The 13,697-nt window shown below is 47.8% G+C and carries 15 protein-coding genes and 1 pseudogene; 1 reads left to right on the top strand and 15 read right to left on the bottom strand.

Annotated features, from left to right (window positions below):
• From EFBL_RS16035 to EFBL_RS16025, 3 genes are all read right to left on the bottom strand, one after another.
• Nucleotides 1–696: c-type cytochrome (locus tag EFBL_RS16035; protein WP_172899728.1), on the bottom strand; the 696-nt coding region annotated here is incomplete at its 3' end.
• 12 nt (nt 697–708) lie between these two features.
• Nucleotides 709–909 (bottom strand): hypothetical protein, encoded by a 201-nt coding sequence (locus tag EFBL_RS16030; RefSeq protein WP_096183083.1) that lies wholly within the window; start codon nt 907–909, stop codon nt 709–711.
• An 11-nt stretch (nt 910–920) separates the two neighbouring features.
• A complete protein-coding gene (locus EFBL_RS16025; RefSeq protein ID WP_096183082.1) occupies nt 921–1,244 on the bottom strand; it encodes a hypothetical protein in 324 nt (107 codons plus the stop codon).
• A 212-nt stretch (nt 1,245–1,456) separates the two neighbouring features.
• On the opposite strand from EFBL_RS16025, the gene EFBL_RS16020 reads away from it, so the two are divergent.
• Nucleotides 1,457–1,729: a hypothetical protein gene (locus EFBL_RS16020; protein ID WP_096183081.1), complete on the top strand. Its 273-nt coding sequence runs from the start codon at nt 1,457–1,459 to the stop codon at nt 1,727–1,729.
• Nucleotides 1,730–1,809: 80 nt separating this feature from the next.
• On the opposite strand, the gene EFBL_RS16015 is transcribed toward EFBL_RS16020, so the two are convergent.
• The 12 genes and pseudogenes from EFBL_RS16015 to EFBL_RS15960 form a co-directional block, all read right to left on the bottom strand.
• Complete coding sequence (locus EFBL_RS16015) at nt 1,810–2,484, bottom strand: response regulator (protein WP_096183080.1); 675 nt, start codon at nt 2,482–2,484, stop codon at nt 1,810–1,812.
• Nucleotides 2,485–2,499: 15 nt separating this feature from the next.
• On the bottom strand, nt 2,500–5,046 hold the full coding sequence (locus tag EFBL_RS16010) for a PAS domain S-box protein (RefSeq protein ID WP_165912474.1): 2,547 nt from the start codon (nt 5,044–5,046) through the stop codon (nt 2,500–2,502).
• On the bottom strand, nt 5,039–6,721 hold the full coding sequence (locus EFBL_RS16005) for a sensor domain-containing diguanylate cyclase (RefSeq protein WP_096183078.1): 1,683 nt from the start codon (nt 6,719–6,721) through the stop codon (nt 5,039–5,041). The genes EFBL_RS16010 and EFBL_RS16005 overlap by 8 nt, the downstream gene beginning before the upstream one ends.
• Before the next feature lie 486 nt (nt 6,722–7,207).
• A pseudogene (locus EFBL_RS21955) lies at nt 7,208–7,270 on the bottom strand (PCYCGC motif-containing (lipo)protein); the annotation flags it as partial.
• A 53-nt stretch (nt 7,271–7,323) separates the two neighbouring features.
• Nucleotides 7,324–8,508, bottom strand: a complete 1,185-nt coding sequence (locus tag EFBL_RS15995; RefSeq protein WP_096183076.1) for an MFS transporter — start codon at nt 8,506–8,508, stop codon at nt 7,324–7,326.
• 54 nt (nt 8,509–8,562) lie between these two features.
• Nucleotides 8,563–9,030 (bottom strand): rhodanese-like domain-containing protein, encoded by a 468-nt coding sequence (locus EFBL_RS15990; RefSeq protein ID WP_096183075.1) that lies wholly within the window; start codon nt 9,028–9,030, stop codon nt 8,563–8,565.
• Between the two features lie 47 nt (nt 9,031–9,077).
• Entirely contained in the window at nt 9,078–9,758 is a 681-nt protein-coding gene (locus tag EFBL_RS15985) for a class II aldolase/adducin family protein (protein ID WP_096183074.1), read from the bottom strand.
• Between the two features lie 47 nt (nt 9,759–9,805).
• Complete coding sequence (locus tag EFBL_RS15980; protein WP_165912475.1) at nt 9,806–10,765, bottom strand: DMT family transporter; 960 nt, start codon at nt 10,763–10,765, stop codon at nt 9,806–9,808.
• A 42-nt stretch (nt 10,766–10,807) separates the two neighbouring features.
• Complete coding sequence (locus tag EFBL_RS15975) at nt 10,808–11,524, bottom strand: urease accessory protein UreH domain-containing protein (RefSeq protein ID WP_096183072.1); 717 nt, start codon at nt 11,522–11,524, stop codon at nt 10,808–10,810.
• A 95-nt stretch (nt 11,525–11,619) separates the two neighbouring features.
• On the bottom strand, nt 11,620–12,177 hold the full coding sequence (locus EFBL_RS15970; RefSeq protein WP_207907554.1) for a cupin domain-containing protein: 558 nt from the start codon (nt 12,175–12,177) through the stop codon (nt 11,620–11,622).
• Nucleotides 12,178–12,240: 63 nt separating this feature from the next.
• A complete protein-coding gene (locus tag EFBL_RS15965) occupies nt 12,241–12,456 on the bottom strand; it encodes an NAD(P)-dependent oxidoreductase (protein ID WP_096183071.1) in 216 nt (71 codons plus the stop codon).
• A gap of 45 nt (nt 12,457–12,501) precedes the next feature.
• A partial coding sequence (locus EFBL_RS15960) for an ethanolamine ammonia-lyase reactivating factor EutA (RefSeq protein WP_216640735.1) occupies nt 12,502–13,697 on the bottom strand: 1,196 nt, incomplete at its 5' end.

Genomic DNA, 13,697 nt, shown 5'->3' with positions numbered 1-13,697 from the left:
GCCCTGCGGCTTCGCCTGGCCGTCTTTGGCTCCTTCTGTTAACAAAGCAACCACTGACTCCAGGTCTTCATCGGGCAAATTCAGTTTCGGCATGGCACCAGCCGGATTTTTAATATAATTGCGAATCGATTCTCTGTCTTTTCTGTTTTTGATGTCGGTAAGATCGGGTCCCATTGTTCCGCCTTTCCCTTTGAAGGTATGACAGCCAAGACATTTGCCGCTTAGGACATCCATCCCTTTCCCGCCTGTCTCTCCTCCTGCTTTGGCCGGATTGCCATTGCCCCCGCTGCCAGCCACGGCAGCCTCCTCTGTCGGGGTAAGGGTCGCCATCACAGCAAAGGAGCCGATTCCCACCACTGTCAACAGGGCCACCACTGTGGCCACCGCCCGCTTGACAGCCACATCCTGAATCGGAGATTTCTTGGACAGCAGCATCCAGGTAATCAGATAATTGATGACCACCAAACCGATCAGGATGAAATTTTTCCATTTGTCAAAGAATGTGACGGAGCTGTTTGGCTCCGATTCCATCCGGAAGAGGGTAATAAGGGTTACAACCGCTAAAAGAAGTGCAGCCCAAATCATTTCTTTTGCCACTTTCCTGCGACGGGGTTTTTTTGTGACTTTTTTGTGAATTCCTTCACTTAACTGTTCGCGAATCAATTGTTCAATTTTTTCATTTTCCTGTTCTTGCATGACGCCCCCTCCTTACCCCTTGAACAACACGTGATACTGCAGCATCTCCCACAACGCCTGCCCCCCCGAAATTGTGAACCCCAGCAAAACGGCCATTACGAAGACGCTGATGATTTTCTTGGGGGACCATCCCTTTTCTTCGCTTCTGGCCAAAACAAACCACGCAAGCACAAAACTAAATAACGATGCCGCCAATACAGTGAGCCAATTCATACTATCCACTCCTACTTGCGTTGAACGATCAAACGGGCAAATTCATCCGCATTGGACAGTTCAACCTGTTTTCGGGTTATCACGGTGATACAGTTATTCTTTGGATTCACATAAACGTAACTAATTCCGGAATCATGCGGAAGCGATGCCCATGTTCTAATTAACTCGTCTTCCTCCCGAATTACAAAATCAATCTCTTCTTCACTCTCCGCTTCTTCATTATTGGAGGGACCGTGAACAATCTTGATGTCGTCGATTTGATCCAGTAACTTCTGAATCGCTCTGTAGAGAATCGGGTTTTGACATTGAATCCTTACTGCCGTTCGCTTCTTCACGGACCTCCCCCTTTCTCCTTTGCTACTACCACTACCTTACTTCCGGCAGAGATTGATTCCTATCCCACTCTTGCGTCATTTTTAAGCTGTTTCCGAACACTTTCCGACTAGTAAGAAAGTGTGGTTCCGAATAGGTAAGAGGAACGATTTTCCTTTCCACTATCCGGTTTTATAATGAACTCGAAAAACAGAACGTGGAAAGGGTGGCCCCCATGACATTTTTGACAATGTTTGCACTCGGTTTTATTCCCGTATTTCTCCTCTTTGCGTTATTTCAGAAGAGTCTTCCTCCTCTGCAAAATCCTTCCGCCAAACGTATTGGAAAAGGACCGTTTGAATATGCGGTTATCGTCAAAAACCAACCCATGAAAATCGTGGTTGCAAATTCGCTGGAAGAAGCATTATCCCAATTTGAAGGGGTAGAATTGGAAAATGTCTTCATCCGTGTCGGAGGCAACTGGCTAAAGGAACGAAACGCATCCTGAAACCAACTCGCCATCCAAACAAAACAGCCCTTCATTCCGTGATTACCGGAATGAAGGGCTGTTGCTTGCCGGCAAAAGGTTTAATCGAGAGTGATCAAGCCTATGTTCAGTGCATAAGCGGCAGCTTGCACTCTGTTTTGCAGATGCAATTTCTCCATAATATTGCGCAAATGATTCTTGACCGTATTCTCGGATATGCACAGTTGATCGGCGATTTCCTTGTTGGTCAATCCGCGAATCACCTGCTGCAGAATCTCGATTTCCCTGGCTGTGAGTATATGATCCGTCTGTTCCTTGACCTTCTCGTTTCTTTCCGGGTTCATATTGTGAGACCGAAAATACTGAAAGATCTTTCCCGCAATTTGGCCGGAGATGGTTACTTCACCTCTGCTTGCGTTGTGTATGCAGGCAAGCAGTTCATCAGGCGTGAGGTTTTTCAGCAGATACCCCTGGGCCCCCGCCTTGATCGCTTCAAACAGTTCCTCATCCCCGTCGTTTACGGTTAACATCAAGATTGCTGTTTGAGGCACCATTCCCTTGATTATACGGGTGGCCTCTATACCATTGCACACCGGCATATTGATGTCCATTAATACAACATCCGGGTTTAGTTTCTTCACCTTCTCAACCGCTTCCTCCCCGTTGCCGGCATGGCCCACCACTTCGATGCCGGGTTGATCCCGCAAGATTGAATCTATCCCCATCAAAAACAAGTGATGGTCATCCACCAATAACACTTTTACCGGATTTCCCATAAGCCGCCCCCTCCATTACACAACAATTGTGATTTTGGTTCCCTCTTGCGGTTTTGATTCGATTGAGAATTTCCCCGAAATGGATTCGATTCTGTCCTTCATGATGGACAGCCCTTGCCCGCCATGTTTCCGTCGTTTCTCCAATGCCCGTTGCTCGATTCCCCGGCCGTTGTCCATGATCGAAACCATCAATTCGCCGTTTGCATTGCCCAGTTCAACCCGCACCAAACTTGCATCAGAGTGCTTTTTTACATTGGTCAGAGCTTCTTGCACCACTCGGATAAGTTGGATTTTCACATCTTCGGTGACTGCCGGAAGATTTTCTTCAACCTTCAACTCCACCTGCAACCCGCTCAGATGCTGAAAATCGCGGATGTAATCAATAACCCAATCAACAAAGCCTGTATCCGTTTGCTTTACCCGCAAGTTCGTGATGGTTTCCCTGATTTCGCCATAGGAATCGGCAATTACTTCTTTAACCGTGCCAATTTCCCGGATGGCTTGTTCGATTTGCCGCTCTTCCAGCATCTTGGAGATCCGGTGGAGCTGGAGATTGACATACCCGATTGCCTGAGCCAATCCATCGTGAATTTCACGGGAAATTCTGTCCCTTTCCAGCAGAATGGCTTTGTTTTCCACTTGCCGGTACAGCTGGTTGTTTTGAATTTGAACGGCGATTATGGAACTGATGTTTTGAATCAGATAAGTGTCATGTTCATTCCAGACTTTTGGCGTTTTCATGCCAATCAACAGCACACCGTACACTTTGTCACGATAAACGATGGGGGAAAGCGCGACGGATGCGAGTCCTTCCTGCTTGAAAAGAACATGCTCCCTTTCGTTTTCCGCATGTAAGACTGAGAATTGTCCCAGATGCAATGCGTCAAAAAACATGGACTCATTCAGAAGTTCATCATTTGCAAGAATCCGGCTGCCGCTGGAACCATGGTGCCTGAGTCTTTGCTGTTGATCGTATAAAAGCACCGCTGTCCCATCCGCCTTGGTAATGATGCGAACGCTTTCAATTACATAACGGTCAACAACCGATTCCGTTTGGTTGGAACGGATCTCCATGCTGAGTTTGTACAAATCCTCCATTTCCTTCCTGCGGACTTGAATGTGTTCCATTAAAGAATAAAGCTTGTAAACCATTGCGGTTTGTGCCGCAAGTCGGCTCAATTTGCGACCTGTCTCCAGATCCAGGAGGATTGTGGAGTCATACTGAAGAACCATCACTCCTTGCAGGTCATTCCCGATAATCAAGGGGACGCCAATCAAAAAGAGGTTAACCTTGGAATCCCGCTCCAGAAGAAGTTTTCGGGTTCGAACCTCCAGTATCAAGGACTTGATTTCCTCTTCCATTGGATCATCCGAACTGCCCTCGTTCTCCCCGTCTCCCCAAACAATAGATACCCGGTCTGCCAGAAACAGTTTCCTGCACTTGTCCTCAACCAGACGATGAATCTTCTTTTGGTCCCACTGTTCATGCGGCAATAAAGCAAATTCCTGAATGATGTCAATTTCCGCAATTTCCTGCACCTTGCGGGTAACATCCCTTATCTGCATGGCATAGTGCGGAGGTTTCCCGTCTTCCTGCTCCAGTTGGATATAGCTGACGGACACTGTACGCCAACCGCCATCGTGGTGACGAATGTTAAATTCCGAATAGTTGTTTCCTTCGCCACAATTGAAATGCAAACCGGATTTCAGGGGGCAATTCGCTTCCGAAATGGGCCGACCGTCTTCATGGGAACAATTGAACAACTGATGGCAATTCATCCCTGCAACATCTCCCTGCTTCCACCCGCTGATTCTTTCGGCGGCCGGATTCAAGGAGAGCACCCGGCACTCGTCATCCAGAATCACGATTCCATCTGAGCTTGAAGTGAACAGTTGGGTCAGGAAATGGACATTCCGGTCCAACTGTTTGACCTGCTGCTTGTTGCGGACAATCAATCGTATCAAGACCCAGGGGATGACGATCAGCAGCACCACCAATCCCGAGATGAGCATATGATCGTTCAACACAAACACTTTGTAGAAGGAGCTTATGTCAAAGTAAAATTCCGCAACACCGACAACCTCGCCGGATCTGGAGAAGATGGGGGTGTACACTTCAAGCAAAGCCCCGTCGTCGGTGGAATCCATTTGGTTTTCCTGCTGGTTCAGTTTGCTGAACTCACTGGTCTGGCTGCCCTGCACCGCTCTCCAGTATTCGATTTCCTGTTCAAACCGTCGGCCAATGATGGACGGGTCATCGGAATAAACAACCTGTGCCTTTGTGTTCCAGATTTTAACCTTTTTCACTTGCATATGTTTCAATAGATCATCGTATTTCTTGTGAAAATCGGCTTGCATCCCGTCGGAAAAAGGTACCGTATAATCCACTTCCCCCAACTCATGGCCAATATGCTTAAACAGGCTTTCCGCAATCCGGGAATAAAATCTGGCGAGTTCGTTTTTTTCCGAATATACATACAGCGCCAACATCACAATCAACAGGAAAGCAAAAACCAGGAGCGTAATCAGAAGCCTGCTCCGTTTGATGTTCCGGCTATGCATAGCTTTCGATCCCCCCGTCGCCATATGCACAGACTCGATTTCGTGTCTTCTTTGCAGCATATAAAGCCTGATCCGCTTTTTCAATTAATTGTTCACGGTCCGCAGCCTGCTCCGGAAACGAAGCCACGCCGATCGAGACTGTAATCGGATCAAGCAGCCTGACATTCCCCACATTGAAATGATAATTCTCCACCTCTTTGCGGATCCGCTCCGCAACCTGCACTCCCTCCTCCAAACCGCATCCCTCAAGCACCAACAGAAATTCTTCACCTCCATAGCGGGCGGCAATATCCTTGGACCGGGCGCTGCTCCTCAAGATGGAAGCCAACTGCTGAAGGACTTGGTTGCCCGCCGGATGGCCGTAAGTATCGTTAAATTTCTTGAAATGATCGAGATCCAGCAGCAACAAGCTGACTGGTTCGCCAGATTCAGCCTTCTCAAGCAGGAGCTGGCCCAATTTTTCCTGAAAGTGGCGATAGTTGTACAACTGGGTCAATTCATCCCTCTGCGCCTGGTTGCTTACCTGGCTAAACAATTGGGCGTTGCGGATGGCCACACCGATCTGGTTTGAAATCCCCAGAAAAATCGAGATCTCTTCCGGCTCAAAGTCCCTTTGCTCATGAGCTTCAAATAAAATCAGTCCGTATAACTGCCCGTTCCACCGGATCGGGACCAAATAACCGGATGTTTCACCGTAAAGTTCAAGCATTCTGCCGGTAAACAGGCGGGCTTTGCTGATGTTCTTGAGATATAGGTCATCTTGATTTCCCTCAAATATTCTGTTAAGTTTCTTGCAGCATTCGGCGCCTTCCAGTTCGGCCAAATCCCCGGCTACACGGCTGTGTTTTTTCAGATAAAATTGCTTCGTGGACCGGTCGAGAAAAAAGACCGCAACCGAGCGGATGCTGAGATATTTCTTGATGGCAGAGGAAATGCTGTCAAGAATTTCCTCGATGGTTAAGGAAGAGGTGATTTGCACGGTGGTCTCCAGCAGTAGACTCGCTTTGTCCCTGGCTTTCTCCATCTCCGTTTCGGAACGGGTAATGGCTTTCGTTGCCGAATGGGAAACTCTATAAATCAACAACAAGCTGACAAGGGTCAACAGGACCACGATCCCTTTCAACAGCCATTCATATTGACTCAGAAACCTCTCCACCGGCGTTACGTCATAATAGAATTCGGCGACGCCAATCTGCTTGTTGTTGCGATCCAGCAAAGGCGTATACACTTCCAACAAGACACGTTCCTGTTGTTCCAGCACGTTCTCCTCTTTTTTCAATTTGGAGAATTCAACCACCGTTTTCCCTCTTGCAGCAGCCTGGAATTCCTCTCCAGTTGCAAATGTCCTGCCGATCAACTCCCGGTTGTTCGAGTACAGAACGGTTCCGTTTGCATCCCAGATTTTTAATCTTTTTGCGCCGAAAGAAAAAGAAAGCACCTCCAGTTCATTTTCCAGCACTCTCAATTGATCGGTCGGAAGGGGAGAATGAAAGCGCTCCGATTCAAACTGCACCTTTTTCGCAATGTAATTGGCCAGGCTGATTGAATTCTGCATGGCAAATTCGCCAATCTGCCGTTTCTTGTATTGCCCGACCATAATGGTCAGAATCAGGGAAAAAACAACCAAAGTCAACGAGAAAAGAAGCAGGCTGCGCTTTACTTTTGTGCGGCTCATGAGTGTCACTCCTGAGACTAAGACTTTTGGATGCTTTCTGTATACTCATTGTAAATTTGCTGGTTTCATCGTACTAGTGAAAAGTAAGTATTGTAGAAAAATATTCAAGAAATTGCCGCCCAGTGCGTCAAATAGCTTTCACACATAATTCTTTAGGGAGAATCGTTTAAACCTAAGGTAAACAGTTAACAAATTCGAAAACTCCGCATTTTCCCTGCAACAGATCCGAAGACCTCAGTTGGGCAAACAATGCCGAATCTTCCCAAACCTGCAGGGACGTGTGCTCTTTCAGGTTTCCTGCGATTCCCCTGAAAGAATCATGGGTTCGGGCGGTTGCACCATCCAGACTGATCGAAACCCTTTTGATTCCGACTTTCTTGATCTTGTTCGCAGTGGCTTGATCGAATGATGGTTTTCGTCATATTTCGTTCACAAAAAGACCGCCATGCGATGCAGGCGGTCAGTTGGTTGAATCTTCATTTTTGCTTTGAGGGATTTGCCATCTTTGTGTTGTTTTACCGCATCACGTGCGATATCGACACAGATGTCTCAGCCAATGCCCATTCTGATGTCATCATCCGCTTAGATGAAACATGACGCATCTATCTTACATTCATATTTCCTTTCTCCATCGTGAGAGCATTTTCGTCTGACTCAATAGCTCGAATGCGGGTGAAATAGGATCCAATCAAAAGAATGCCTCCACTTATCCAAAAAATGGGCGCCAGACCTGCAAACCCTCCTATTCCCCCGAAAAGAAAAGGTGCTGCGAATTGAGAAACGCGATTAAAAGTAATTCGAACTCCCAATACCTCTCCATGACGTTCCGGACGCGTTACGTTCAGGGCATAAACCAAACTGAGAGGCTGCCCCAATCCCAATCCCACTCCCAATAAACCTGCCAGGACGGCAAGACACAAGAAGGAGACTGTACCCGGGATCAATAAATAAGAGATGCCGCTTATAATTAAGGTAATCATCAGAACAGTCCCCCGACCAAAAGCCTGCACCAATTGGAACTGAATAAGTCGAACCACCATGGACATCGCCCCCATGATCGAGATGATCCCCCCGATACTTCCCGGCGACAAACCTACGTCGCTGCCATACACGGGAAAATAGGCGACAAACAGATCTTTTGAATAGAGTACCAGTCCGCTAATGATCAGCGCATTTCGGAGATTCACCTGCCGCAACATTTTCCATGCGGACCCTGTCGTTTGATAATTGTGTTTTAAAGAAGAAGCACCACTCTTCCATGCGGTTGGCTCCATCATAAATCCAATCACAAGTGCCAGTAAAATGATAAAACACGAAATTCCGAGTGATACCCGAAAGCCGAAGTGCTCATAACTGAATCCGCTTATCAGCGGTCCCAGTAATTCTCCCAGTGAACCGGTCAAAGTAAAGGCGGCTATCCATTTATCGCGATGTCCCGGCAGATTTCCGACTGTCTTCTGCAGGGAGAGGTGAACAAATAATTGCGCAAATCCCCTCAGTATCTGTGAAAAAAACAGTGTACCCAAACTTGGGTACAGCATAGGAACCAGTAATGAAACCAACATTCCGGTGGCTCCAATGGTCACCATGAACCGGGCACCGTATTGATCCAACCATCTCCCGGTTCGCACGGCTAACAACATCGGAAATAATGCGTAAGTCGATACAAGCAGACCTATTACTAAAGCAGAGGCCCCCTGGCCGTCAGCATAGATGGATACTATCGGGCGTGTTCCCTGCAAAGCGGCTGAATAAAGACTGTGGATTAAAAGAAGTACGTAGAACAACGAAAAAACTCCCTTCAGACAAACCACAACTCCCTGTTATCCCGGGTGCCAAAGTTATTGAACAAGCAGCCAAGAAGGGGATTCCTGCTTTCTGTCCAATAATTCCGCAATCCCCATGATTCCTGTTTGGATATTGTACACCTTTTGATACCCCAAAGATCGTAAATAAGCGGCTGCGTAACTGCCGCGGAATCCCTGGGAACAGACGATGTAATAGCTGTCATGGTGATTCAGGGATGAAACAGATTGAGGAAGCTGTCGCATGGGTATGTTTACGCTTCCTTCAATCCTCACTTTCTCATATTCCCACTGTTCTCTTACGTCGATGATTGTACCTTCCAACGAAGATTGATTGAGCAGCGGCACAAGATGCATCGGATATAAGTCAAACTCATTGTCGTAGTCATCATCATGATGATGCGTGTGGTTATGGTCGTGACGAGGAAAGCGAACCTTTGGCAGGGAACTGTCAGAAGCCGGATTGAACCGGCGGCGTACCGGTACTTTTTTTTGATGCGGCATAAATTCCCTCCATTTTAAGCTATGAATCTTTAAGCTATGAATCAGAGCTATTCTTTCAGCATTTTGCTGTTAAGATTGTCCCATACCTTTTGAATCAGATGCGGCTTCCACAGATTTGCCGCCAATGTCTTGATCTCGTCTTCATCCAAAGCGTGTACATGTCCTAAAGAGGAAGCCATGTATTGCCGGTAAGCATTTTCTTCCAAATAATATCCCAGCACGAATGTTTCCTTGATGCCCTCCCCGACGATTACGGCACCATGCGCTTTTAACAATAGCGCTTTCTTGTCTCCCAGCGCTCCGGCAACTTCCTCCCCCAACAGCCTGTTGTTGATTGAATATGCTTTGGGATAGACCGGAATTTCGCCCAATAATGCCCCTTGAGGAAATACCGGTTTTAAAGGAACCTTGGTCATTGTAAACAACGTCGACCACTTGGGGTGCGTATGGGCAACCGCACCAACATCCTCGCGGCGCTTGTAAATCTCCGTGTGTATGTGAAACTCCATCGGAGGAGCATCATTTCCATCCACCAAGTTTCCATCCATGTCAATTGTGACAATGTCATCAACGGTTAACGAACTGCGAACCGATTTTCCTGAGTTCATCATCAAAAGATTCGTTTCCGGAACGCGAACACTGAAATGTCCGTTGAAATCAATCAATTGAGTCCGTTCCATCAGTCGAATGCCGCATACCAACATTTGTTTCAATTCGAGGATGTTCATGCCACAACCTCCTGTTCAAATCGTAGTCGACCGGTCAAGGATCAGAGTCAGCCCAAAGCGATTACGGCGGCTCCTGTCATGCTGACGAAAGCAGCTGCAATTGTTGTTTTTGTCATTTCTTCCTGCGTATGAAACACCCACGCGGACAAAAAAAAGGTAAAAACCACTTCAGTGGAAGCAATCAACGCTACGCTGGAAACAGTGATCAGGTTCAATGCCATAAAATACAAAATTTGACCGGTTGAGGTGGCAATACCCGCAAAAAATAACCACGGTCGAAATTGGAAAAAAGCAGATTTTACCGAAGCGCGATATCTGTCCTGAAAAAGCGCCATGACAGCAAAGATGAGTGCTCCAACACCGGCTCCAAGCATTGTGCCAAAAAAAGGGTCCGGAATCTCGAGCAACCCCTTTTTGCGAAGAGCATAGCCGACCGCATATGCGAGAGCAGATATGGGTCCGTACATGTACCCCAGATTCGCGATACTCCTTAACGTCAGTACAATCTTTGACCGCATCGAATGACTCTCGACAAACCGTCCCGGTTCGACTGTGGCCGCTGCGTTGCCTTTCGCAGATGAGCGGAAAGATTGTATGATCATAACGATGAAACCTGAGAAAATCATGAGCATCCCGATCAAGAGCGGAATCGTCAATGGATCTCCCAGGAAAAAGAGTCCGATTAACACAGTAAAAAACGGGTTGAGTCTTTTTACGGCCGACGCTCTTACCGAGCCCAGATGCTGAATCGAGGAGTATAACCAGATCCTCCCTATAAATGAGGTGAATACACCGGCCAGAACAAACCAAAAGACGCCTTCTTTTGTCAAGGTCGGGAAACCGTTGATGATGCCGGCGGCAATCACAATCAAACCTGAAATCGCGGCAGTCAGCAGAATTGAAACAAAAACCCCATTATCCCTTGATGAAGCTGTTGTCCCTTTTTTTACCATTACGTTGGCAGCGGCAAATGATGCTGCTGCCATCACCGCAACCAATTCTCCCATGGCACTCATCTCCATACCATAATGGCAGCTGTCTGAGGACAATCATTGCAGCCAGATGCGGAACAATCCTTCCGTGACACCCAAATCATAGATGTAATAGATTCCATAAGCCGTGCTGATCAGTCCCGTTATCCGGGTCAGCGTGCGGTTAATCCCTATCTTGTTGACACTCAGCACAAACGGAATTCCAATCAGGGTGGTGAACAGTAGCATTCCAATGACCGTTCCTCCGCCAAAAATCAGAATATAGAGAGCTCCCTGCAAAACGCCCTGCGCCGTAGACATGGTAAGAATCAGCATTGCAGCGCTTCCTGCCATTCCATGAACCAAACCGATAATCATTGACCTCACATAGGACACATCCTTATGATCATGATTATGGGTTCTGTAAACCTGATGGGAATGAAAATGCTTGTGCGGCATACCGTCATGTTCGTGCTCATGCACGTGCACTTTCTTTTTCCTGTATGGCAGAAGGGAACTGGCGCCCAGATATACAAGCATGATTCCGACCGCCATTTCCAGCGACATTTCCCATACTCGCGGGATCTCGTTTTTAAAAAGCAGAAAAAACAGCCCGACAACGAATAGTGTTGCGGTGTGTCCGATTCCCCAGAACACACCGGCCAAAGAAGATCTCCATAATTTTCTGCTGTGGCTCGCAATGGTGGAAACGGCGATCACATGATCCGGCTCAAGCGCATGCTTGATTCCCAAAATAAAACCGATGGTTAATATCGTCAGAAAATTCATCTCCATAACTGTCCGCACCTCAGTTTCTTAACGAATCCTTCATTTCCAATACGATCACAGGATCAAATTGCTTAATCGTAATGTAGTATTTTCTGACATCACTATTCATCCGAATGATTGTAATTCACTTCATAATGTCTCGGCTCGAATCCGACACCTTCCGGAGTCGGATCCTTGGGACGGGGAACCACTTGCTTTTGGAAAAGCATATTCATGAACATGTACATCGGCTTTGTCTTTATCACCAATGCCCGGGCGGGCTTATATCTGTCCGCATTGAAATGCTGATGGACACAGTTGTTGTGGACGATCGCGACGTCTCCCGCTTCCCAATCGTAACGGATTTCGTCATGAATTTCGTAACCCTTGCCGTCCAGGATGTAAAAAGCCGCTTCGTTCACATGGCCGTGCTTCTGTGTCCGGCCGCCGGGAGCATATTCTTCAAGGTGGACATGGAGAGTTTGCGTAATGCCGTCAACAGGTTCTACAAAATGTTTGCTGAAAGACTGCGGTCCGTCGTTGAATTTCATCTCTTTGCCTTTGACAACCCGCGGCAGGGATCGAAGCCGGTCGAGCTCTTCCTGCAGACTGTATGGACCGCTGATGCCGCGAACAAAAACACGCGGTTTTTTGCTGTTGTAATGCGACTCTTTTCCCACAAACATCTCCCCTTGTTTGTTTTTGTGAATCATCCGTCACCAATGGATTGACCGGCCGCTAGGTTACCACACTTGAACAATATCCGCCTGTTGCACCGCTTCATACAAATTGTATACTTCAAAACCGTCCTGTTTTGCGAGATCCTGATTCCATCCTTCTCTCACGCCAACGATTACTCGGATCCCTATATCTCTCAATTTCTTTGCCTGCTTCTGCCCGGTGCTGTCGTAGCCAAGTATCGCAACCGTTTTTCCGGCGAAAAAGGATTGATCCTGCATAATATTCCCCTCTCCAACATGAATTCATTGCGGGTCCTCAACCATCTACAATCTGAATATGAGCGATTTGATCGTAACGGGAACAGTCCCGGACGGTTCCAACAACTCACCGATATCGATGAATTCAAAATCCTGCAATGTAATGCCGTCAATCGACAAAATTGCGTTATTCACGCCACATTCCTCCTGCAGCAGAGCCCCAACGGTGCGTGCAATGTCACCGTCAAACACAAGAACCAGCGGCTTTCCATTTTGAATGGTGGACCGAAGGCCATTCTCCAGCCCGCGGACAAAAGCAGACACACGTTCGTAGGACGGTTCCCCCGTCCAGTTGAAAGCGAGCGCAACCTCCGCCTCCCCTTCGGTTAAATCAAACAATGCAAAATGATCACGAATTGCCTGGGCCAATTTTTCCGAATCAATCTCACCCCTGCCCCGCAGATCGCAATCGGGCCGCAGCACCTGAAGATTCCTGACCGGAAGCAGTTCGGGATCTGAAATAAATATCGTATTGCCGCTGACCTGTACACTGTGTTCCGATGCGCCCAGAACGGTCGCGCGGATGCACTCCCCCGCAGGCAGCCAGGGCCAGGGAAAATCCTCCCTGTCGACTTTGCGGCGCAAAAAGGTTCCGAGCAGTTTTCCCAGGTCGCCGAACTCTCTGTCCTCCCTGTTGTAGATGTATTCCCCAACTCCTCCGGAGAACATGATCCCGTCGACATGTTCAATATCCTGCAAGGGATCAGTGAGATAAAGCTGTTCAATTTCGGAAGGCAGCGGACGTTTCAAAACTGCAGTCAGGATGGCGTCTGCCATCCATGACGCCATCCGGTTCATTTGATCTGCAGTTACAACTTCCCCTATGCGCAGTGACATGCCCAACAGGTTGGCAATATGTTCACCACCGGGATCCAATCTTGCAATTCGTCCGTTCTCATCAACCACCAACAAGCGGCCGCCTGCATACAAGGCTGCCGTTTCCCTGACTCGCCCGTTCTCTACCAAAGCCAGCTTTGTTGTTCCACCGCCTATATCGATGTTCAATATCCGACAGCCGCGATTATATGAAAGCTGGACTGCCCCCGAACCATACGCTGCCAACAGCGATTCCATATTGTGTCCCGCCGAGGCGCATACGAAATTTCCTCCCTGCACAGCCAAAAGATTGGCAATGGCTCGCGCATTCTCACGGCGTATTGCTTCCCCGGTGAGAATGACAGCTCCTGTGTCAATCTCATCCG

Source organism: Effusibacillus lacus, assembly GCF_002335525.1.
Lineage (GTDB): Bacteria > Bacillota > Bacilli > Tumebacillales > Effusibacillaceae > Effusibacillus > Effusibacillus lacus.
The sequence above is the reverse complement of the archived record's forward strand: the minus strand, read 5'-3'. Positions and strand labels throughout refer to the sequence as shown.

Excerpts from the sequence above, each read along its gene's own strand:
- EFBL_RS15980 (WP_165912475.1), bottom strand. The coding sequence starts at position 10,765 with ATGGGAGAATTGGTTGCGGTGATGGCAGCAGCATCATTTGCCGCTGCC.
- EFBL_RS15990 (WP_096183075.1), bottom strand. The coding sequence starts at position 9,030 with ATGCCGCATCAAAAAAAAGTACCGGTACGCCGCCGGTTCAATCCGGCT.
- EFBL_RS16005 (WP_096183078.1), bottom strand. The coding sequence starts at position 6,721 with ATGAGCCGCACAAAAGTAAAGCGCAGCCTGCTTCTTTTCTCGTTGACT.
- EFBL_RS15975 (WP_096183072.1), bottom strand. The coding sequence starts at position 11,524 with ATGGAGATGAATTTTCTGACGATATTAACCATCGGTTTTATTTTGGGA.
- EFBL_RS15965 (WP_096183071.1), bottom strand. The coding sequence starts at position 12,456 with ATGCAGGATCAATCCTTTTTCGCCGGAAAAACGGTTGCGATACTTGGC.
- EFBL_RS16015 (WP_096183080.1), bottom strand. The coding sequence starts at position 2,484 with ATGGGAAATCCGGTAAAAGTGTTATTGGTGGATGACCATCACTTGTTT.
- EFBL_RS16020 (WP_096183081.1), top strand. The coding sequence starts at position 1,457 with ATGACATTTTTGACAATGTTTGCACTCGGTTTTATTCCCGTATTTCTC.
- EFBL_RS16010 (WP_165912474.1), bottom strand. The coding sequence starts at position 5,046 with ATGCATAGCCGGAACATCAAACGGAGCAGGCTTCTGATTACGCTCCTG.
- EFBL_RS16030 (WP_096183083.1), bottom strand. The coding sequence starts at position 909 with ATGAATTGGCTCACTGTATTGGCGGCATCGTTATTTAGTTTTGTGCTT.
- EFBL_RS15985 (WP_096183074.1), bottom strand. The coding sequence starts at position 9,758 with ATGAACATCCTCGAATTGAAACAAATGTTGGTATGCGGCATTCGACTG.